This window comes from Raoultibacter timonensis, from assembly GCF_900240215.1.
In the GTDB taxonomy this organism is placed as follows: Bacteria; Actinomycetota; Coriobacteriia; order Coriobacteriales; family Eggerthellaceae; genus Raoultibacter; species Raoultibacter timonensis.
In genome coordinates this window covers 161,045-181,388 of the sequence record NZ_LT964679.1, presented here as the reverse complement: position 1 = coordinate 181,388, position 20,344 = coordinate 161,045, and the positions used below count along the sequence as shown (strand labels likewise).

Sequence of the window (20,344 nt, the reverse complement as noted above, 5' to 3'; positions counted from 1 at the left end):
AGCTCAAGCTCGACCTCTGGCCACAGAACCCCAAGATGTACATCTTCTCACAGTTAATTCGCTTAGCGAGGCGGCCTCCTTTGGTGGACCACGTAGCACTTACGAGATTCGCAAATCCATAAACACGTTCTTGTTAGCGGCTAGGGAAAACGTGCGAATTAGTCATGCATGCACTGCCCTCTAATAGCTTAACGTAGGCCATAAGACGCCCTTTTCGATATTATGCTGTATATGCAAGAATTCTAGCATGCATCACTCCACGCCACCAGAATACGCCCCGCCCTCAAACGCAAACACCTACTTCCGGAAGTGCCACATTAGAGATGGGTGCGACGACAAGACAGGTGTTTATGGCGGCTATCAGCAGTTACCTTGCTTGCTCAATCTTTGGTCCCAACCACCGACCCCAGGCGCGCTGCCCCTCTGAGGCTCGTCCGCAGCACGGTCAACCGCCCTCCGAGTGTGCCGGAGCGTTCATGCCACACGACAATCAGGCGTCAAGCCAGCCTTCCTCGCTCATCCAGCTGTCGCGCATGACCTCTCCACAGTACGGCTCGTCGCTGTCCTTCAAACGGAAGCGACCATCCACGATCTTCGCATTCATCCACTTCCTGTAGATGAGCCGCGCGGTCTGTTTCTCAAAGTAATCGTCCCATATGATCGCCTGACCAGTCTCTTCTATGTATTCGTCCAGTAAGTTCGCGTCGAAGAGCAGGGAGCAGCTTGCAGTCTCTTGGTCGACCAAGCAATAAGACACGGTCTTACCCGAGGAGTCCTCCCACCTGAAGGGCCCGCGCCGGGTCAGACCGAAACGGTCGACAAGTGTCGCACAGGGCAAGTAGACACTAGGGCCTTCGCCTTCGATGTCCTCTGAATCCCTGCCCCAGTTGTAGAGATAGGAAGCCTCCGTAACCTTCTTCTCCAGATCAAAAAGCTCTGACTGGCGAAGGGGGTTCAATAACCCAAAGCCCCACCCATCGAAGAGCTCAGCGAAACGCACGTCTGAGAAAGCAAAACTCGCAGAATGCCCAGAGTAATGTCCGAAAACATCATCGACATCGCTATTGTCCACGAACAGAGCTCCCGAGAGCCACGCTGACTCCCTACAGCGTTTACCGTATCTTATCGTCTTCCAATTGACGTAAGCGGCAAGCGTATAGAACCTCCGGCCATTCAAATGCCTGACTCTAAGCTCGTCGACCATGGGAAGTTCGGCGTCGCTCTTGCACCAGTCGTCAGGGTCTCCATCGAGAGCGGTAAGACTGGGGAAAATCTCGGTAAGCTCATAAGGGGACGTGAGCGTCGACCACTTCCATGGGAAAGACGGATCGTGCGAGCGAAGGGGAAGAAGCTCACAGCCGACCTCTTTCGTGCATAGCAGCTCGCGCTTCTCGCCGATAACCCAATCCGAATCGTCATTGACAGCTTCAGAGAAAGCAGAGTAGTCGCCCGATGACATGGATGCACTTAAGAGATCGATCCTGTCCATGACATGCTCCTCATAGCCTTTCCGATAAACCTGCTCGACGCGGTAGGGCTGAAAATTATCCGTAAGCCGGGCAATCAAGCGATTCATCGCGATCTTCTGGTACTTCTTTCCGATGCGCTCACACCCTTTATAGAAGGCGTGGCCTTCGAATCGCCTAACCTCCGTGTCGTAGGCGACATGGAGGTCGAGGTCGTACCATTGCGTCAAAATATGCTTAGTGAGCGCGTTGCTCAGGAGCTGGTCACTTTCAAACTGGTTGGCCCATGCCGAGATCCCGCGCCCAAGCACGTAGCGACCGAAGTCGCCATAGGCGCAGGGACCACGGCCGTACTCCGTTGTCATCGAATGAACGAGCCACCGGACAGCCGACACTTCATCGGACCCTTCCTCGTACCTATCCCTGCACGATTTTGAAAGGGCGTCAATCTCCTCATTGCTCGGGAGCGACCCATACCAATCGCTTTGCCAAGGCGAAGCGAAGGGCTCGTCCAAGCAGACGTCACCAAAACGTAAGCCCAGAACTGCATCGCTCAGCAACACAACGTAATCACGAACGACGGCGTTGGGATAAGCGTTGCCGCCGTTCAGTGTGGCAGAGACAACCCTATCTGCAGTTGTGGACCACGTGCCAAGCTCGCTTGAGTTAACGGCGGCCCCGTAGATTGCCCCGCAGAGGCCCTCTAGGGCGTAATCGTCGTCGATCCCAGAAAAGGCGTCCCAAAGGCACTCGGCGATATTCGGACGGTCCATCAGTACAAGAGCAAGCGCCTTGATGGCCTTGCGGCGAAGCTCGACGTTCGTTGCGACAAGGCAAAGACCCAATAAGGTCGCAATGGGCTCCGCATGCCGCTCGTCAAGCCTATCCCCATGTTCCCAGACCCAGTCGACGAAAGACTTCGCCTTCTCACTGCGTGCAATCGTGGATGACCAGACAAAGTCCCTTTGAGACATCGGCAGAGAAAGCAACAGCTCCCTGTAGTACTTGGCGTCGATACCGCCGTTCCTGGTTACCAGTTGAAACGACATCGAGAAAAACTCGCGCATCGAATACTCAAAAGCAAGTACCTCGCCACGGATGAATCTATCCATGGCGGATGTCATCATGCTGATTCTTCGCCACGGCAGCCCCTCGACGAAAGCCTCCCTCACGGGTGAGAATGCATCATCATGATCAAGGCCGAGCTCGAACAGCTCGCACTCGTATTCCGCTGGACAAATTGTGCTCAATGCCGCCAGAACACCTTGGTCGCCCGATATCCAGCCGAAATCCGCGCCAAGAAGGCTAGAAAACGCTTCGGCACGCGAGCCGAACGCGCCTGTCATCTGCAACTCTTTAGCCTTCTCCGTAATCATCAAAGCGGCAACGTAGTTCCCAACCAGCTCGTATGAAAACTCGAGGCGGCTTTTGCCCCATCCATCGACCACGTTAAACAACCCCTCAGAGACAAGGCCCTCCAAAAAGGAGCCCGGAGGTGAAATGTAGTCCCGCACTACCCCAACAACCGCAACGGCAGCCTCCTCGTAGCCTATGGAGCCGTAGGAGAACCCACTTGAGCATGCGATTGCCTGAACAGCCCATGTGACGAGTGGAACGTTTCTGTCGTAGCCGATCTTCTGCGAATCGGCGAGCCTGTCGTTGACGTCGGAAAGGAGCGCCGTAACAAGATCGCCCATCTCGACGTTCGTCGTGAAACGACCCCCGCGATCGTGGAGATAACCGCAGAGCAGCTTGAGATACAGCGGGTTAGAGAACTCCATGCCAATAAGCGGCATTGTTGGGCGGGCGATTTCATAGTAGTCGCACAGGGTCTCTAGGGCAATGGATGAGACCCGCCCAAAGCCTTCGCACTCCATAATCCCGATTTCGCCGTTCGCAAACGCCTCGGGCAGGACCTCTCTTTTGTAGGTGGTTCTCACCGATAACACAAGCCTCACGGATGGATAGCGGGCGACCTTCTCTAATAGCGAAATCAGGGAGTTACGCCAGATAGCGCGACCCCTCCCCTCGTTCAGCGCATCGATGGCAAGGATTGCGACGCCTTCCCTCGCATCGGCGTAGCGCTGCATCTCAGCCAGCAAGTCGTCGAGAGATCCCGAAAGCCCGAGGATGTTTGGGATGGATTCCTCGGAGGAGCTCTCTGTGCAAAACTGGCTGCCGAGCACCAATACGGCAGCATTCCCCTTTGTGAGCTCCCTTTCGCAAAGGTCGGCCAGAAGATGCGACTTGCCGATACCCGCCTCCCCGCAAACGAGGACACGCCTGCCGTTTAAGTACTCGACTCCCCCGGACCAACAAGCGCTCTCGATAGTCCGCGCGCGGTATCGAGCATCCTCGAAAGCTTTTGCTAGTTTGCTTCTCGACTTGACCCTCCCATACCAAGAGGGCGGGTATTGAGAACAATCACCCACGGCCGCATCAAGACGTAGCGCCCACTCTTCGAAGTCTGCCCGCTTCGTGTGTTCATCCGGGATAGCAGCCAGCACCTCCACTAAAGGCGAGAAGCACTCTACCACCGTGGTCAAGACATCCTTGTCCGCCACATCAACGTCGAGACGTGTCAGACCCCTAATGTCGGATGCGGCATTTCTGGCCTTCATGAGAAGGTCGTTTCTGAACAGCTCATCGCCCACAAGGGCGGCTAGGCGCATCATGTCGGGCGTCTCGACGTTTGCAGCCGGCGTGTAACGTTGCCCAAGCTGCTTTATCGCTCGGTTGAGTTTCTCTCGCATCAAGCCCGCATTGATCACGTAGCTTTCGCCCGCCTCCCGTCTAAGCAGGGCGATGACCTCCTCTTGGCAGCCGATATCAAGGTGGTTGAACGCAGAGAGGATGTCGGTGGTGAGGATGGAATCGAACGACGCATCGAACTTGATGCCGTGAGGGTTCTTCGGATTCCGTCTCTTGACGTTCTTATTCTGTGCGCCGACGTAACAGAATTTGAGCGCGTAACCCTTCTCAGCCAACGTCTTCATTATAGGTTTCGCAAGAGTGTCCCGCACCTTTTTTGCTGATGTGTCGGCGGTAACTTGCACGCACAGCAAAGACGCCTCGTCGATGAGATCGATACCCGGATAATTCTCATGGATTAAGTTGGTGTTGACAAGTTGCGTTCCGAAAAGACAGTTGAGCAGACCACAATATGTATCCTCGAGGTGGACCGGATTGGATTGAAGGTTGCAAGATGTCGCCTGCGCAGCCCCTTGGTTAATCATCGTGAGCAACCTGTTTGCAGCATCGAAGTTCACAGACCTAGCGAGAACCACCATGTCTCACCCCCTTTAGATTATCGAATATAAGGCCAACGTAAACCTAATGGAGGGATTATACCCCGCCTAGGCTGAGTATTGCATCCTAAGTGACCCCTGTACGCATAGACGGCGGTTTGGCCGAACTAACCTACTTGCTTTAACAAAATAGGCTAAAGTACTTTTGGAGTGATCAATTTACTGAAACGATGAGCTTTGGGGTATAGTAATAGGCAATTCGTACTCACATTTCAACGAGTTAACATTACAAGCTTGCACAATTGCACCGCTACCAACAAGTTTGAAAGGCTGATCAGTGGACAAAGAGAGGTTCAACAGCGCCATAGTAAAATACCTCGCACTGCAGGCCGAAGACCCAATACAATTTACATCCGACATCCAAGAAAGAAACGAACGCGCCGCAGCTTACAGATCATACGACGTAAAAGTTATCAGCTCCTTCGATGAAGATGATTTTGTTGAGTATTTAGGGAAACTCTGGGCGCTACGCATGTGGGGCAATAAGCGCTACAAAGTACTCGAGATAATTGAAAATACCGGAATTCAGACGCTAAAAACCAGTCTTATCAATTTGCTGTTTGGATCAAATCCAATAGCGGAGCGCTGGGACTCGTTTCTTGGCAACGTTAATGGACTCGGGTATGCAGCCGCATCTGAACTTTTATGCTACGCAAACCCCGCCGAATACATGATTTACAATGGTACCACAAACACAGCATTCGAATACTTTGGCATACCCCTTGTATCGAAGTATTCGTACCAGCGAACCGGTACACGCTATATCCAAGTCTGCGAAGCTGGTAAGGAAATCCTGGAGATGTTGAAAGAAGCAGGCGTTCCTGACGCTAATGACCTTCTTGCTGTCGATTACTTTTTTTGGGACGTCGCAAGAATAGAAGCCCGAGAAGCGGTCGAACAAGAGCTGGGATGCTCGGCCACGGCCTCAAGGCAATGCCTCGGCAGCAATGACCTTCGAGCATCTTCTCTGCACGATGAAATCAGGGACAGACTGGTCGACATAGGCAGACTGCTCGGATTCGATTCTCGATCCGAAGTTTATGTGGCAACCGGGGCGAGAGTCGATGCCGTTTGGGAAGCCCAAATCGGCAACATGGGCAAGGTGATTTATGTATTCGAAGTCCAAGACAAAGGATCGATAGATAGTCTCATACTCAATCTGATCAAAGCAACCAGCAATCCTGCCGTCCAAGCGATAGTTGCAGTTTCTGATATCAAGCAACTCGAAAAGATCAAAAGCGAGTGCGAGCACACCAGCATTGATGCGTTGCTGCGCACATGGGATTCCAGTGCCGTGTTGAGCACCTTCGACCATTTGAGCAAAGCCCACGAATCAATCAACTCCCTTGGATTGGTGCCGGAGAGCTTTAACTGAAAGCTCGTTGCTTGCGCGGAGGAAATGCGTTTTCGCCTTTGCGTTCGGAGGCCTTCTAAACAATCGCGCATACACCATACTACCCAAAAAGCCTAACAAAAAAGAAACGAAAAGAACCTCCCTAGATTTCATTGCCAGCCATTTTAAGCATACAATGCAAGCCCACTTCGAGTCACCGCACCCCAAGCATTCGCACCAATCAAAAATCCCCCACGTCCTCGGGCTTCCTCTTGAGTGCAACATGCAACTCCGTATCCCCCACCACCACAAGCGAAAGCAGCTCGTCCTCGTAGTCTTTGGCAACAACGCGCAGAGTCCCTTTGCCGATATCGGCGGGCAGCACCGTGCGCCCATCGCTTCCGGTTGTCTCGACAAAGGGATGGAGCGAAACCCGTGCAGAGGCGATGGGGTTGCCGGCGTCCTCGTCGGTCACGATTACCTCGATCTTGCAGGACGGCTCCTCGATCACCAGAAATGCAAACGTCGATCGCGCCTCGTCGTGGCCGTCAAAAGCGTCGAGCACCACCGTGTAGCGATGAACTCCCAGCTCTTCGGGTGCCGCAAAGGACGCCTCGGCTCCGTAGAGTCCATCGGTACCCTCCCGGGGCGCCTCGCTAAGAACACCAGCAGCAACCTCTCGCCCACCATCGTCGCACACACGAAACCCCGCGCCGCCCAAACAACATCCGTCAGCGCACTTCGCACCAATCCGCACAATAACGGTCTGTCCCACAACGGCCGGCAGCGACGCGCCCCACGTCGCCAAGCTCACCGCATGCGGACGGTATTCGAACGAAACCGTGCTCGTAACTTCGGAGTGGGCCGGTCGGCCATCGTCTCCCGCATCCCGATACGTCGCCGTCCACGAATAAGCCCCTACATCAGGACCTACGAAAACCGCAATCTCGCGCGTCTCGTTCTCGGCTCCGTTGAAGGCTACGATCTCCTCTTCCCATGCTTCGCCCGAGCTGCTCCTCATAAGCACCTTGGTGCCCCTGAGATCGCAGAAATCCAAGCAGCTTACCCTCGCGATCAAAGTCAGATCGGCTCCGCCCGACCGTCGAACGAGCCTGCGCCTGCTCAACACAAGCTCGGGGGCATGCGTTACAACCGCCAAAGAGCCATCGGCCCCGCCCGTCACGCCGTCAAGCGCCGTTCCCGCTTCGTCCATCGCAACGTCCTTTCACGCAGAGGCGGGAAGGAGCGTCGAGCCCCTTCCCGTCAAAACATTACCCCCGACTCGCAAGAGCTCGCCTCTGGCCAGCCCAATCAAAATACCACCTACGCGATCGGCTCTTCCCTGCCGACCATATCGCCTGCGATGTAGCCATGCACCTGATACCAGCCGCGCTTGCCGCTTCCGCGTACGGCACCGCCCGTGCCGCCCGTGCACTCGCCTGCGGCGTACAGGTGCGGGATAACCGGCTCTTCGCTGATGGGAACGCTGTCACAGCCTTCGGGCTGCCACTGAAACGACTGATCGACAACCTGCATGTTCTGGTTCACGCGGATGCCCGTGCACTGGTCGTGCGGCATACGGCACCAACGCGCAGCCCAGAAAGGCGGCTCGGCAACCGGATAGAGGGGCCCGGGTCTGCCGAAATCGGGATCTTCGCCTGCGGCGGCGTACTCGTTGTACTGCGCGATGGTTGCCTCGAGGTTGTCGGCAGGCACGCCCATCTGCTCTGCGAGCTCGGCGATGGTATCCGCCTTCGCGACCCAACCCGGTTCGCAGCACGGCGTTTTCTCGGGATCGGGGTTCAAAAACGCATCCTCGAACTTGGGCCAACCCGCTTCTTCCGCACCGGCCTGATCGGTCACGAACCATTCCATGCGCGGCCTGCCCTCGATCTGGAGGAAAGCGACCATGTGAGGAAGCCACGGAAGCGTGTGCCCGGCTTCCCACCCGGCCTCGTTGAGGTAGCGGGTGCCCCGGTTCTGCACGAATACCATGTGGTCGAGCTTGCCCGAAGGAAGCCCCGTGCTCGTCGAGGGATTGTCAAAATGCGGACGATCCCACCGCACGTACTGGCGGCTGCCGAGCCTGCCGCTGAACTCCATGATGAACGACATGTCGACGCAACCGCCGCCGATATCCGTCACGCACAGATGCCCGTCGCCGGTCGGCAGGACGTCGGGCCAACCGGTCCAGATCAGCGTCTCGTCGAACGCGGCGTGCTGGGCCCGAATCATCCGCGGGTTGCCCTTGAATCCGCCCGTCGCGATCACAACGCCCTTGCGGGCCTTCATGGCGATGGTGCCGTCAGGCGTTTCGACCTCAAGACCGAGCACGGGGCCACCCGGCTCGCGATATATCTTCGTCATCTTGTGCTCAAGCAGTATCTGCACACCGCGAGCTTCGAGCTGCTCGTGGAACAGCATCGAGAACACGACGCCCGAGCCCTTGGGCTGACCGTTGTGCTCGGCGATCTGGTGAGAACGGGGCACACGGGCAGGCTCCTGCTTGCTCACGTCGACCCACTCGCCGTCGCATACGTCCTCCACCCACGTGGCGTACTCGTCGGAGGTGTCGATCCACGCCTGCAGAACCTCCGGATTGGAGCGGTACAGACCGAATTCCATCTGGTCCTCGAAGGCCCACTCCGGCTTGTCTTCGATGTCGAAGCGCTTCTGAACGCTCGTGCACGCAAGCTGGCAGTTGCCGCCGCCGAGCACCGAGCAGCCGCCGAAGAACTCGCCTTTGTCGATCATGATAACCTCGGCACCCGCATCGACCGCGCGGATGGCAGCCGGCGAGCCCGCATCGCCGGTACCGACCACGATAACGTCGGTCTCGATATCCCACGATTCGGGAGCCCACCAAGGGGCTGCCTCGCCCGCATCGCTCTCACCCGAAGCGCATCCGTTGAGGAGCATCCCCGCTCCCACGGCGCCTCCCGCAAGGCCGACGCCTTTGAGGAAGCTCCTCCTCGATACCGCATGTTCCATCTGTTCCCCTTTCCTCTACGGCAAGCGGTCTCATACCGCCAATACCCATCAAGAACGCCTGCTGCCTACGCTATTCGTGGCAGGTGTAGCATTCGAATACGCCTTCGTGATGGCAGCTGAGGCAAGCGTTCATAGCCGTCTTGTCCACGGGGTCGGACGTGTGCATTTTGTGGCAATCGGAACAAGAGATACCCTCGTGGTCTTCGGAATCGGGAAGCGCATGGGGGTTGGCCGCCGTTCCCTCGGAATCGACGAGAGCCGTGCTGCCCGCAGTTGCTTGCGCGAGGGCAGCGGCATCATCATGGCAGTCAAGGCATACCTGTTCGGCTACCGCAGTGCTTTTCAGCCGTGTCGGCATTTCGGAATCGGGAAGGGCTCCCTCGTGCGCCGCGGACAGCTTGGACTCATCGCCGTGGCAGGTTGCGCACTCGACGGCTTCCCGTTCGTGAACAGCAGCCGGAAACGTTGAATCCTGCAGCGACTTCGCTTCGTCCGCATGGCACATCGAGCAATCGGAATCGGGTGACCAGGTAAAATCGACTGATGCAATCGGGCTTTCATGCGAGTTTTCCGCTTTGGCGGAGTCTGCCGCCTGCGGAGCGCAGCCCGCGCATGCCAGAACCGCGCATATCGTCATGAGAGCTCCCGCCGCCCAACGTGCCTTTCCCCGAATTGTCCCCATCGAATCCCCTTTCGATTTCGAGCAGGTGTAACAAGGCCGCAGGAGGGATTCGCCCTTGCTGCACGGCCTTCGAATTGCCTTCTTCAGTTGTCCAGGAAAACCAAAACCACTTGCGAAACGCCTGACTGTTTTCGCAAGCCCCGCCTCTAGCGGGATCGGCTGAGAACCCCAATCCCCGCCCGCATATTTCCCGCCCTTTCATTCCATAAATATATTCCCATACATGTATGGTAGTGTCTAGAGGGAATTTAAGGAATTATGAGTGCATGGATACCCGTAAGCGACAGATTCCTCCCGAGACCTACTCGGCAAAGCTCGCACAACGCCTTCGCATGCTTCGCGATGAGTGCGGAATGAGCCAGGAGGGCGTTGCCCACGCCGCAGGCATATCGGCCTACACGTACCAGAAGTTCGAAAAGGGCGAATCCAAACCGGGCACCCCCATGAACCCACGCCTGTTCACGTTGCTCGCCCTCGCAGACGTGTTCGATATGGACATCCGGGAGCTGCTCGACTTCGAATAAGCGCTGCTACCGGCTCGCGGGCGCACGCGATCTTTTGCCATCGGCCCAAACCGATCAACAAGCATCCGCCTTCATGCTAAAATTCACCAAGCAACCAACGCGCCTTCGCCATGCGAAGGCGCGCGCACCGCCCAACCACGACAGGAGCACCATGATCAAGGAACTGGTACAAGACGAAGCGATCCTCTCGCAGCCCTGCGAGGCGGCTACGGCCGAAGACGAAGCCGTGGCACAGGACCTGCTCGACACCATCGCGTCGCTCGAGGGCGCCGCATGCCTGGCCGCCAACCAGATCGGCGTCGCCAAGCGCGTCGTGGTGTATCTCGACGATAACGACCAGCCGCACGTCATGTACAACCCCGTGCTCAAGCAGGCGCTCGGCGCGTTCAAGGCCGTCGAGGGCTGCCTCTCGCTCGAAGACGAATCCAAGGTGACGCGCTACGACCGCATCAAGGTCGCCTACGACGAACTCGTCGACGGCGCGCTCGTGGCCCGCAAGAAGGATTTCACGGGATGGACGGCTCAGATCATCCAGCATATGATCGACCACTGCAAGGGCAAGCTGGTCTAGCTCCACGCAGACAGCCGCACCATGGCAAAAGCCCCGAACAATACCGACAAAGAGCGATGGGCGCGTGCGCTCGCCGCAAAGGAAGCGCGCCTGGCAACTCCGCGGGCGACCAGCCGTCCCTGCGCCGGCATGGGACCGAACAAAGCATCGGGCCACAAAGGCGGCATCAGCCGTCAGGGCTCAAAGCGCGGCTGAGTCCCGCGCACCTCGATCAAGCAACCCGCCATTCCGAAGCGCCCGTACGCGGTGTACAATGCAGTGTTGCATTTGGCATTCGATAGACAAGGAACGGATTTCCACCCATGGAGAAAAAACTCACGGTCTGGCAGGCGGCCTGCATTATCACCGGGTACGGCGTGGGCAGCGGCGTCATGACGCTTCCCTACCTCGTTGATCGCGCCGGGCTCGTCCCCGGCCTTGCCATCATGCTGGCGGCGTTCTTCTTCAGCTACTGCATGCATATGATGCTTGCCGAAATCACCATCGGAAGCGGCAAGGGAACGCAGGTCATCTCGGTATTCCGCACGTACCTCTTCCGCGGCAAGCGCGGCAACGTATTCGTTATCGCGCTGTTCGTCCTCACCACGCTCGTGCTCATCACGAACCTCGCCGCCTACATCGCCGGCGGTGCCGAGATATTCCAAGCGGCAGGGCTTCCGCCTTTGGCAGCCCAGCTCTTGTTCTACGTGATCGCTGCAGCCGTGGTGTTCTTCGGGCTCAAAGTGCTCGGCGTGAGCGAGGCCATATCGGTCAGCATCATCATCGTCATCGTGGCGATACTCGGCGTTGCCTCGCTCTTCAACTGGCATAACCCGCTTCCCTTCGGTACCGTGGGCCAACCCAACGAGATCCTCGCCTTCTTTGGCATGGCCATGTTCTCGTTCGTCGCGTTCTTCAGCGTGCCGCAAGCCGTCGAGGGGCTCGACCGCGATCCCGCCAAAGTGCGCAAGGCCATCCTTATCGGGCTCGGACTCAACCTCATGTTCATCGTCGTCATCGTCACCTGCTCGCTCGCGAGCTCGGCGCGCATCACCGAGCTCGCGATGATCGGCTGGTCGGAGGGCATAGGGCTCTGGGCCCAGGTGCTCGGATCGGCGTTCACCGTGCTCGCGATGCTCACCACGTACTGGTCGATCTCGCTCGCGCTGTCCGACATCATCGAAGAGCAGACGAGGTGGAATCGGCGGGTGTGCTGGCTCATCGCCACCCTGCCCTCGCTCATCCTCGTGCTCTTGAACCTCGGCGGGTTCCTCGACATCATGCGCACTGCCGGCGGCCTCATCGCCATCATGATGGCGTTTCTCGTGGTGCCGGCGTTTCGACGCTGCCGCCGCCAAAACGGCAGGCTGCTCCTGTCGGACGCCTTGGCCAGCACCCCCCTGCAGGTTGTCGTGCTGCTGGCATTTCTGTTCATGGCCATCGGCAGCGCAGTCGGCATTTAGGAGCCGCCATGAAGACCGTTTTCACCAACGCAACCTTCCACACCATGGAAAGCGAGACCGACACGCACGCCACGATGACGGTCGAAGACGGCGTGATCACGGGGTTCGACGAGCCGGCTGACGGCTCGAACGCGAAAACGGTCGATCTTGCGGGCGCGCACGTGTTCCCCGCGCTCATCGATGCGCACCTGCACATGCTCGAGAGCATTGCGCTCGCAAGCATGGGAGAGCAGATCTGCGATATCGTGCACGGCGGCGTGGAACCGCACAACCTTGCGGGCGTCGAGCAGAAGATTCGCTCATACGCGGCGGAATCGAAGCCCGGGTCGCTCCTCATCTTCAGCAACTACGTATCCGCCGCCATGGACGAGGGGCGCCTGCCCAACCGCCATGAGCTCGACGAGTGGGCGGGCGGCGCGCCCGTCTGGATCATCAACATCGACGGCCATTCGGGAGCGTGCTCATCGGCCCTCCTCGACGCGCTCGGGCTTGAGGACGTCGCACCCGACGGCATACTTTCCGGCCCCGCCCACGATGCGAACCTCGGGAAGTTCACCGACCACCTGGCCTCGAGCATCACACCCGCAGCGCTCGCACACGGCGTCGCGCACTTCTGCAACCAATGCGCCTCCTACGGCATCGGTACCGTGTGCGCCCTCGAGGGTACCGACGACAGCGACCGCGACCGCATGGCCGAGCTCACCGCGTTCCTCGCGCAGCGCTTCCCGCTTGACGTTCGCCTGTTCCCCCAGTACATGGACCAGGCGAAGCTCCAGAAGGTGCTTCCCCGCATGGGAGCGAACCGCGTGGGTGGCTGCATGAAGTGGGAGCTCGACGGGTCGGTGGGATCGCGCACGGCGGCGTTTTCGGAGCCCTACGCCAACGGCTCCACAGGCTCGCTCTACTTCGACACCGACGAGCTCGCCCGCACCGTCGAGGGCTTCGCGAACCGCGGGTTCATGGTTTCGGCGCACGCCATAGGAGACGCGGCCATCGACCAGCTGGTGGGCATCTTCGAGCGCATACCCGGGCGGCACCGCATCGATCACTGCGAGTTCCCCTCGGAAGATGCCGTCAAGCGCGTCTGCGAGCTGAAGCCCTTCGTCACGGTGCAGCCGGGCTACGCCTGGATCGACAAACGCTACCTGCACGGCTACGAACGCTACCTGAGCGAAAGCCAGATAGCGAGCCAGATTCCCCTTGCGCGCCTGGCCGAAGCGGGCGTGCCGCTTTGCGGATCGACCGACGCGCCCGTGCAATCGGTCGACCCGTTCCTCCAGATGCGCGGCATGCGCGAGTTCTACGTCGAGGACCAGTCGCTCTCGGCCTACGAGGCGCTCAAAACCTACACCGCGAACGGCGGAGAGATGCTCGGCGAGAAGAAGGGCCTTCTGCGCGAAGGCTACGAGGCGAGCTTTTTCACCTGCGCTGTAAACCTGCTCGACATCGAACCGGCGAGTCTCGAAGGCGTGCATGCACAAGACACGTGGCTCCACGGCAAACGCTACAAACCCCTGCCCGACGGGCTCGGCACGTTCGTGCGTCTGCTTACGACGAGACCGAAAAAGATTTAGGGCATCGGCAGCCGTCCGCACATGGATTTTGGCGGCGAACCGGCGAAAGGCACCGCCCACGGAGCAACATGCGCACGCGCAGCACCGTGGGCGGCACCACGTACGCACGCTGCTCAGCAAACCGCATTATCGCCGCAAACCACACCGCAAACGGCGGTGTCGGCAAAAGCTACACGCGCAATAGCGTCCATGGTACAAAAATCGCCGCTCTGAAGCCCACTGCGCATGCAATAGTGAGCGTTACCCCATACCGTATCTCGCAGCACCAGATCAGAGGCATGCAGGATCGGGGGGCACGCGATAAATTCCCCCGCGTTCATTTTGATGCCGCCAAACTCGGCCAAACGCTTCACAGCGGCGTTTTTTGTCCGTATCAGCGGTAACAACCGACAAGCCGTCGCAAGAACTCTCGAACTCGCATCGAAAACGGACGGCGTCGACGCTGCGCAAGAGTCCCGGCGGCGCAACCCGGCAGTGCGCCCGTGCCTGCGTTGCCCGAAGCCCCTACAAGTCCAGACTCCCAACCCACGCCCGCAGACTCGCCGGTGAGGCGCCGTTCAGCAGCTTGGCGGGACGCCACGAGACGGAGTCGGGGCAGAGCGCCCGGAGCACCTCGCCGGTGCGGCCGACGCCGCTTCCGCCCGACGTGCAGAACGGCACGACGGTCTTGCCTGCGAAGTCGTACGACTCCAAAAACGTGTTGATGATGGTCGGCGCCACGTACCACCAGATGGGAAAGCCGACGAACACCACCTCGTAGCCGCCCATGTCGGCGACGGCACCTCTGATCGCAGGTCTTGACGAGGGATCGTTCATCTCCACCGTGCTGCGGCTTTGCTTGTTCGTCCAATCGAGATCGGCGTCGGTGTAGGGTTCTTCGGGTTCGATCTCGAAAAGATCGGCTCCCGCCACTTCGGCCAGCGATTCCGCGACGCCCTCGGTTACGCCGCTGCACGAGAAGTACGCCACCAGTGCTTTTTTACTCATCGATGTCTCCTGTTCGTTTGCCTTTCCCCGATTGTAGAACCTGGAGTGCACTCGAAGTCAAATGGAGATTCGAGCAATACTCCCAGAGTGCTCGCTGAGGCGCCAAAAACGAAGCGCACCCCCGTCTTCGTGCTAAAATCCATCGGAGGCGGGAATGCAAACCTGACACACCTCGGACCTGCGAAAAAGCAGAAGAATACGTATGCCATTCGACCGGGAGGATAGATGATCTACACACCGTTAACCAAAAAGGCGCTCGCCATCTGTTTCGAAGCCCACAAAGATCAAAAGGATAAGAGCGGCATGCCCTATGTATTCCATCCGTTTCACGTAGCCGAAAGCATGAAAACCGAGGCTGAGGTGTGTACGGCACTGCTCCATGATGTACTCGAAGACACGGATACAACCGATGATGATCTCCGATGCGCAGGCATGCCGACCGAGGTGCTCGAAGCTCTGAAGCTTTTGAACCACGACAAAGCCGTCCCCTACCTTGATTACATCGGCAAGCTTAAGGGCAGCGTCCTTGCATGCACCGTCAAGAAAGCTGACCTGCTTCACAATGCGGACCTCAGCAGACTCGATCAAATAACGGAAGACGACCGTGCTCGAGCTGCAAAATACCAACAAGCCATATCCGTTCTCGAATCGCCCGCTGTTCCGAAAGAATAGCCATCGCCACAGGAGAATCGCTCGGCAGGTCTGTCGGCAGCGCGCACCAACCGTAAAACCGCAAATGCCTTTATGCAATACGAATCTTAGTCCCAAGCCCCACAAGAACCGGAGCACCCATGATCAAGCCCATCATGACCAACGAGATATTCCTCGCCCGCCCATCGGAACCTGCGACCGCCGCAGACGCTCAAACGGCCCAGGACCTGCTCGACACGCTTGCCGCGTATGCTCACGAGTGCGTGGGCATGGCCGCGAACATGATCGGCGTGCCCAAGCGCATCATCGTCTTCGATGACGAGGGAACCCATCGCATCATGTACAATCCCGAAATCGTCAGCAGCGCAGGCGCTTACGACGCCGAAGAGGGATGCCTCTCGCTTATCGGACGCCGCCCCAGCACGCGCTACCGCACCATCAAGGTGTGCTATGAGGACGCCGATTTTCACGAGAGAACGAAAACGTACACGGGCTGGACCGCGCAGATCATCCAGCACGAGATCGACCACACAAACGGGATCGTCATCTAAGGGGTCGCCGTGAGAGCATTCGTCGCACTCGAGCTTCCGCAGGCATTCGCCTCGGATATCGCTGCGCTCTCGCGGCAGCTGAAGTATGCTGTCGAAGGGCGCTTTCTTGCAGCAGAAACCTACCATCTCACCCTCGCCTTTCTCGGCGAAGCGACCGAAGCAGGCATCGCATCCGCCATCGAGGCCATCGAAGCAGCTTGCACAAACGCCGCAGCCATCCCCCTGCGAAGCGATGGCCTCGGGAAATTCGGTCGTGCAAGCAACGCGACGCTTTGGCTCGGCATCGCCGCAACGCCCGATCTCATGCGCCTCGCCGAAACCGTGCGCGAGGAGCTCGGCGCCCGAGGGGTCGATTACGACGACAAGCCGTTCAAGCCCCACATCACCCTCGCACGTCGCGTGCGTATCCCCCGAACCGATCTTCCGACCCTCGCCTTTCCCCTAAACGACGAGGCCTCTGCGGTCACGCTTTTCAAGAGCACGCTTGCACGGGACGGCGCAACCTACAAGCCCCTGTACACCGCCCGCCTCGATGCGAAACCCAGCTGATCGGCGCGATTCACGGACGGCTTCAGCCAACCGCCCGCACATACCGTTTTAGCAATCGAAGAAGCAGCGTCTCGCAAATCTCCGCCTCAAGCAGGACGCCGATAGGCAACCAGCAGCTCGATAACCGCGTTCGCCTTGCCCTCGATGCTCGCCATCGCCTCGGCTTCTCGCTTGCGCTCGAGCTCCTCGAACCGAACCAGAAGCGCCCGTTCCCGACGCAGCTCCTCAACCAGCTTTCCGTATTCCTTTTCCATAGCGCCCGCCGTTCGTCGTTTTGTTTCTATGCACCGCACGATACCGCACATCGACACAGCACATGTACCAATATAAGGACACCTATACCGCGAAGGAGGCATGGGGCTTCGCTCGAAAAACGCCGTCACACCGCCCGCAAGAAGCGGGACCTGCCCCCAATTCGGTACACGCACCCGTACAACCTCGTTTACAATACCAACCAACACGAGCTACCCGAGCAGAGCGAAAGAAGGCCTTGCATGAACGAGATCAGGTGCCCGCATTGCGGACAGGTTTTCACCGTCGACGAATCCGGCTACGCCGCGATCGTGCAGCAGGTACGCAACCACGAGTTCGACGAGGCCATCCGCGAGCGCGAGCAGGCGATGCAGCGCGAGAAGGAGCAGGCGGTGCAGCTTGCCCAAGAAAAGCTCGCCGCCCAGAACCAGAGGGAGCTCGGGCAGAAGGATGCCGAGATATCCAAGCTGAACCTGCAGGTGCAGGAGGCCCTCAGCCAAAAGGATTCCGAGATCGAAAGCCTGAAATCGCAGATACAGGCTTTCGGCAACGAGAAGACGCTCGCTGTACAAGAGACCGCCGCCAAGCTCGAGAAGGAGCGCGACGCCTTGCAGGCAGCGCTCGATGCATTCGAAACCCAAAAGCAGCTCGCGGTACAGGAAGCGCTTGCGAGCGTCGAAAAAGAACGCGATGCGCTGCAGGCGCAGGTTGCCGCGTTCGAGACGCAGAAGCAGCTCGCCGTCCAGGAGGCCGTCTCGAAAGCCGAACGGGAACGCGATGCGCTCGCCAACGAGGTGAAGCTCAAGGAAAGCGAGAAGGCGCAGATCGAGGCGTCGTACAAAGAGAAGATGCACAGCGAACTGCAATCGAAGCAGGAGATCATCCGCTTCAAGGATCAGGAGATCGAGCGTTTGCGCGACATGAAGGCGAAGCTCTCCACCAAGATGGTCGGCGAAACCCTCGAACAGCACTGCGAGACCGAATTCAACAAGCTGCGCGCAACCGCTTTCAGGGCAGCTCAGTTCGAGAAGGACAACGATGCCAGCTCGGGCAGCAAGGGCGATTACATCTTCCGCGAGTGTGACGAGAACGGCAACGAGATCGTCTCCATCATGTTCGAGATGAAGAACGAGAACGACGAGACCGTCACCAAGCACAAGAACGAGGATTTCCTCAAGAAGCTCGACAAGGACCGCACGACCAAGGGATGCGAATACGCCATCCTCGTTTCGCTGCTCGAACCCGAAAGCGAATTGTACAACACCGGCATCGTCGATGTGAGCTACCGCTATCCGAAGATGTACGTCATCCGGCCCCAATTCTTCATCCCCATGATCACGCTCCTGCGCGATGCGGGCATGAACTCGCTCGAGTACAAGGCGCAGCTGCAGACGCTGCGCAGCCAGAACATCGACATCACCAACTTCGAAGAGCAGATGAACGATTTCAAAACGGGATTTGCGCGCAACTACGAGCTGGCAAGCCGCAAGTTCCAAACCGCGATCGACGAGATCGACAAGACGATCGACCACCTGCAGAAAACGAAGGACGCGCTTCTGTCCTCCGACAGGAACCTGCGCCTCGCGAACGACAAAGCCGAAAACCTCACCATCAAGAAGCTTACGCGCAACAACCCCACCATGAAGGCGAAGTTCGAGGAGCTCGAACAGGGCAGGCGCCTCGGCGAAGCGAGCAGCGAGGGTTCCGAAACGCCAAACTGAGATCGGCCGCCCAAGGTATTGCTCTCGCGAAACCCGCTCGGGCTTCGGCTTTCACCTGGCTTCCTCCCAGATCGTGGCAGCCAGACCGCGACGGAAGCGATCACAGGGCAGTGCGGAGGCGGAAGCTCCCGGCTCCGCACTGCCCTGTGATATAATGAGGCACTTTCGGATCAAAGAGGGAGGCTTTGGGTTCGTGAACATCCGCAAAGGGCAAGGTCTGCCCGCAGTGCGCGGCGGCATGACGGTTCTTGCAGTAGCGTCCCTATTCCTCCTCTTGCTCATCTTCGCGGACCTCAGCCGGCTCGTCGCCTCCACCTCCCAGCTCGCAAGTACGTTCTGGACGGTGTTTCGCTCCGCCCTGGCCTCGGCGCTCGCAACGTCTGTCCTTCTGACGATTTCAGCCGCACTCGGTTTCGCGCTGCGCCGCAACTTCTGTGCGGGGTTCCTCGCTGCCAGCGTCGCCGCCGTTCCCATCGCCCTGTGCGGGGAAGGCGTCGCTGTAGCCGCCGTGGCAGCCGGCATCCTCTTGGGCGTCGGCTTCGGTTTCGCCCTTGTTTGCATCGAGGCGGAACTCCACTGCTTTTCGCGCGCCCAGGCCCTGCTCGTAGCCGGTGCGGGGCTTTTCCTTGCCGCCCTCATGAAGCTGGTCCTGGTATCGGCCTTTCCCAGCCATCTGGGCACCGCTGTCTGGTTCGCCCTGTACGCGATGGTGGCGCTCCTTCTCGTCGGTTCCATACGTCCAGTTAAAACCCCTCTCGGCGAGGCCTCGGCGCCCGCGCCCAAGCACGATCTCGGGGAATTCTTCCAACACAGCTGGATCAACATCGGATGCTTGCTGCTCTGCGTATTCACGATCGGTTGCATGTGGGGTGCCAACAGCGAATCCCTTGTCATTCGAAGCGACGCCGGCGAGGGCGTCTCCATCGCAAGCACCCTCGGATCGCTGCTGGCGGGAGCGCTGCTCCTCGCCATCGGCATCATCGCAGCCAGGGGAAGAACCGCCGCCGCAGCATCCGCAGGCGACATCCTGTGCAAAGTCGGCTCGCTGGCCTGCATATCGATCCTCGTTGTTGCATGGCTCCTGCAGACGAGCGGCCTGGACACATTGGGCCCGTCGGCGAGCTTCAACCCGGTGCTCGGGTTCTGCGACGCGGCCATCGGTGCCATATTCCTCACGGCTTTTTCAAGGGAATCGTGTTCGCGCGCCGTCCTCCCCTTGGCCGCCAGCCTCGTCAACGTTATCGTACTCGGCTTCGCGCTCCTCGTCATGAGCCTGTACCCGTACTTGGAAGACGCCCTGGCCCAATCCATCAGCATCTCGCTGCGCATCGTCTTCCTGACGGTCGTCGCCTTCTCGCTGCTGCGCAGGCGCCCCCAGCGCGAGGACAGCGAGGCCCATCGTCGGGAACGGGAGCTCGCCGCCATCTACGGCCTGTCCGAACGCGAAACCGAAATCCTCGTGCTGCTTCTCGAGAAGCGGTCGGCACCCTATATCGCCGAAAAGCTGTTCATTTCCAGCAACACCGTGAAAACCCATATTCGGCGCATCTACGAGAAGACCGGCGTCCACTCCCGCGACCAGCTCATCGACCTCTTCTGGCAATGACCGCACGGTTCTTTTTTTCATTTAGTTGATCTGGTGTTTCTTCCTTGTCATCCGTTTTCGGGTGACAAGGAACACCGCTTTCATACCCCCTGAGCGATAGTGCCCTTTCGCCGCAGGAGCCATACTGCGCCCACGC

Annotated in this window: 16 protein-coding genes; 10 read left to right on the top strand and 6 right to left on the bottom strand. The window is 58.8% G+C overall.

Annotation, left to right across the window (positions count from 1 at the left end; translation table 11 throughout):
- Positions 1-490: 490 nt before the first annotated feature.
- Positions 491-4,756 (bottom strand): SMEK domain-containing protein, encoded by a 4,266-nt coding sequence (locus C1722_RS00740; RefSeq protein ID WP_102377568.1) that lies wholly within the window; start codon positions 4,754-4,756, stop codon positions 491-493.
- Positions 4,757-5,051: 295 nt separating this feature from the next.
- On the opposite strand from C1722_RS00740, the gene C1722_RS00735 reads away from it, so the two are divergent.
- Positions 5,052-6,149, top strand: coding sequence for a hypothetical protein (locus C1722_RS00735; RefSeq protein WP_102377567.1), 1,098 nt, complete (start codon positions 5,052-5,054; stop codon positions 6,147-6,149).
- A 199-nt stretch (positions 6,150-6,348) separates the two neighbouring features.
- Here the strand turns inward: C1722_RS00735 and C1722_RS00730 are convergent, their stop codons facing one another.
- From C1722_RS00730 to C1722_RS00720, 3 genes are all read right to left on the bottom strand, one after another.
- Positions 6,349-7,320, bottom strand: a complete 972-nt coding sequence (locus C1722_RS00730; RefSeq protein WP_102377566.1) for a hypothetical protein — start codon at positions 7,318-7,320, stop codon at positions 6,349-6,351.
- A gap of 110 nt (positions 7,321-7,430) precedes the next feature.
- The gene (locus C1722_RS00725) at positions 7,431-9,098 is read right to left on the bottom strand and encodes an FAD-dependent oxidoreductase (protein ID WP_102379473.1); all 1,668 of its coding nucleotides are present in this window, start codon (positions 9,096-9,098) and stop codon (positions 7,431-7,433) included.
- A gap of 70 nt (positions 9,099-9,168) precedes the next feature.
- The gene (locus C1722_RS00720; RefSeq protein WP_146040568.1) at positions 9,169-9,780 is read right to left on the bottom strand and encodes a cytochrome c3 family protein; all 612 of its coding nucleotides are present in this window, start codon (positions 9,778-9,780) and stop codon (positions 9,169-9,171) included.
- A gap of 266 nt (positions 9,781-10,046) precedes the next feature.
- Between C1722_RS00720 and C1722_RS00715 the strand changes: the two genes are divergently transcribed.
- From C1722_RS00715 to C1722_RS00700, 4 genes are all read left to right on the top strand, one after another.
- A complete protein-coding gene (locus C1722_RS00715) occupies positions 10,047-10,304 on the top strand; it encodes a helix-turn-helix domain-containing protein (protein ID WP_102377564.1) in 258 nt (85 codons plus the stop codon).
- 151 nt (positions 10,305-10,455) lie between these two features.
- Entirely contained in the window at positions 10,456-10,875 is a 420-nt protein-coding gene (locus C1722_RS00710; protein ID WP_102377563.1) for a peptide deformylase, read from the top strand.
- Between the two features lie 302 nt (positions 10,876-11,177).
- Positions 11,178-12,317: an aromatic amino acid transport family protein gene (locus tag C1722_RS00705; protein ID WP_102377562.1), complete on the top strand. Its 1,140-nt coding sequence runs from the start codon at positions 11,178-11,180 to the stop codon at positions 12,315-12,317.
- Positions 12,318-12,325: 8 nt separating this feature from the next.
- Positions 12,326-13,891 (top strand): amidohydrolase, encoded by a 1,566-nt coding sequence (locus C1722_RS00700; protein WP_102377561.1) that lies wholly within the window; start codon positions 12,326-12,328, stop codon positions 13,889-13,891.
- A 504-nt stretch (positions 13,892-14,395) separates the two neighbouring features.
- Here C1722_RS00700 and C1722_RS00695 read toward each other — a convergent pair.
- A complete protein-coding gene (locus C1722_RS00695; RefSeq protein WP_102377560.1) occupies positions 14,396-14,878 on the bottom strand; it encodes a flavodoxin in 483 nt (160 codons plus the stop codon).
- Between the two features lie 225 nt (positions 14,879-15,103).
- Here C1722_RS00695 and C1722_RS00690 point away from each other — a divergent pair, with 225 nt between their 5' ends.
- From C1722_RS00690 to thpR, 3 genes are all read left to right on the top strand, one after another.
- Positions 15,104-15,550 carry an HD domain-containing protein gene (locus C1722_RS00690; protein WP_102377559.1) on the top strand — a complete coding sequence of 149 codons (447 nt, stop codon included), beginning with the start codon at positions 15,104-15,106 and terminating at the stop codon, positions 15,548-15,550.
- Between the two features lie 119 nt (positions 15,551-15,669).
- Positions 15,670-16,080 carry a peptide deformylase gene (locus tag C1722_RS00685; protein ID WP_102377558.1) on the top strand — a complete coding sequence of 137 codons (411 nt, stop codon included), beginning with the start codon at positions 15,670-15,672 and terminating at the stop codon, positions 16,078-16,080.
- Between the two features lie 9 nt (positions 16,081-16,089).
- Positions 16,090-16,629 carry an RNA 2',3'-cyclic phosphodiesterase gene (gene thpR, locus C1722_RS00680; RefSeq protein WP_102377557.1) on the top strand — a complete coding sequence of 180 codons (540 nt, stop codon included), beginning with the start codon at positions 16,090-16,092 and terminating at the stop codon, positions 16,627-16,629.
- Positions 16,630-16,715: 86 nt separating this feature from the next.
- On the opposite strand, the gene C1722_RS16765 is transcribed toward thpR, so the two are convergent.
- Positions 16,716-16,883, bottom strand: a complete 168-nt coding sequence (locus C1722_RS16765; RefSeq protein ID WP_180994961.1) for a hypothetical protein — start codon at positions 16,881-16,883, stop codon at positions 16,716-16,718.
- 240 nt (positions 16,884-17,123) lie between these two features.
- On the opposite strand from C1722_RS16765, the gene C1722_RS00675 reads away from it, so the two are divergent.
- Together C1722_RS00675 and C1722_RS00670 are read left to right on the top strand one after the other, a co-directional pair.
- Complete coding sequence (locus C1722_RS00675) at positions 17,124-18,602, top strand: DUF2130 domain-containing protein (RefSeq protein WP_102377556.1); 1,479 nt, start codon at positions 17,124-17,126, stop codon at positions 18,600-18,602.
- A 193-nt stretch (positions 18,603-18,795) separates the two neighbouring features.
- Complete coding sequence (locus tag C1722_RS00670; protein WP_180994960.1) at positions 18,796-20,208, top strand: helix-turn-helix transcriptional regulator; 1,413 nt, start codon at positions 18,796-18,798, stop codon at positions 20,206-20,208.
- Positions 20,209-20,344: the final 136 nt, after the last annotated feature.

What these genes read in the sequence shown, in the direction of transcription:
- C1722_RS00740 (WP_102377568.1), bottom strand. Translation starts at nt 4,756, where the DNA reads ATGGTGGTTCTCGCTAGGTCTGTGAACTTCGATGCTGCAAACAGGTTG.
- C1722_RS00730 (WP_102377566.1), bottom strand. Translation starts at nt 7,320, where the DNA reads ATGGACGAAGCGGGAACGGCGCTTGACGGCGTGACGGGCGGGGCCGAT.
- C1722_RS00725 (WP_102379473.1), bottom strand. Translation starts at nt 9,098, where the DNA reads ATGGAACATGCGGTATCGAGGAGGAGCTTCCTCAAAGGCGTCGGCCTT.
- C1722_RS00720 (WP_146040568.1), bottom strand. Translation starts at nt 9,780, where the DNA reads ATGGGGACAATTCGGGGAAAGGCACGTTGGGCGGCGGGAGCTCTCATG.
- C1722_RS00715 (WP_102377564.1), top strand. Translation starts at nt 10,047, where the DNA reads ATGGATACCCGTAAGCGACAGATTCCTCCCGAGACCTACTCGGCAAAG.
- C1722_RS00710 (WP_102377563.1), top strand. Translation starts at nt 10,456, where the DNA reads ATGATCAAGGAACTGGTACAAGACGAAGCGATCCTCTCGCAGCCCTGC.
- C1722_RS00705 (WP_102377562.1), top strand. Translation starts at nt 11,178, where the DNA reads ATGGAGAAAAAACTCACGGTCTGGCAGGCGGCCTGCATTATCACCGGG.
- C1722_RS00700 (WP_102377561.1), top strand. Translation starts at nt 12,326, where the DNA reads ATGAAGACCGTTTTCACCAACGCAACCTTCCACACCATGGAAAGCGAG.
- C1722_RS00695 (WP_102377560.1), bottom strand. Translation starts at nt 14,878, where the DNA reads ATGAGTAAAAAAGCACTGGTGGCGTACTTCTCGTGCAGCGGCGTAACC.
- C1722_RS00690 (WP_102377559.1), top strand. Translation starts at nt 15,104, where the DNA reads ATGATCTACACACCGTTAACCAAAAAGGCGCTCGCCATCTGTTTCGAA.
- C1722_RS00685 (WP_102377558.1), top strand. Translation starts at nt 15,670, where the DNA reads ATGATCAAGCCCATCATGACCAACGAGATATTCCTCGCCCGCCCATCG.
- C1722_RS16765 (WP_180994961.1), bottom strand. Translation starts at nt 16,883, where the DNA reads ATGGAAAAGGAATACGGAAAGCTGGTTGAGGAGCTGCGTCGGGAACGG.
- C1722_RS00675 (WP_102377556.1), top strand. Translation starts at nt 17,124, where the DNA reads ATGAACGAGATCAGGTGCCCGCATTGCGGACAGGTTTTCACCGTCGAC.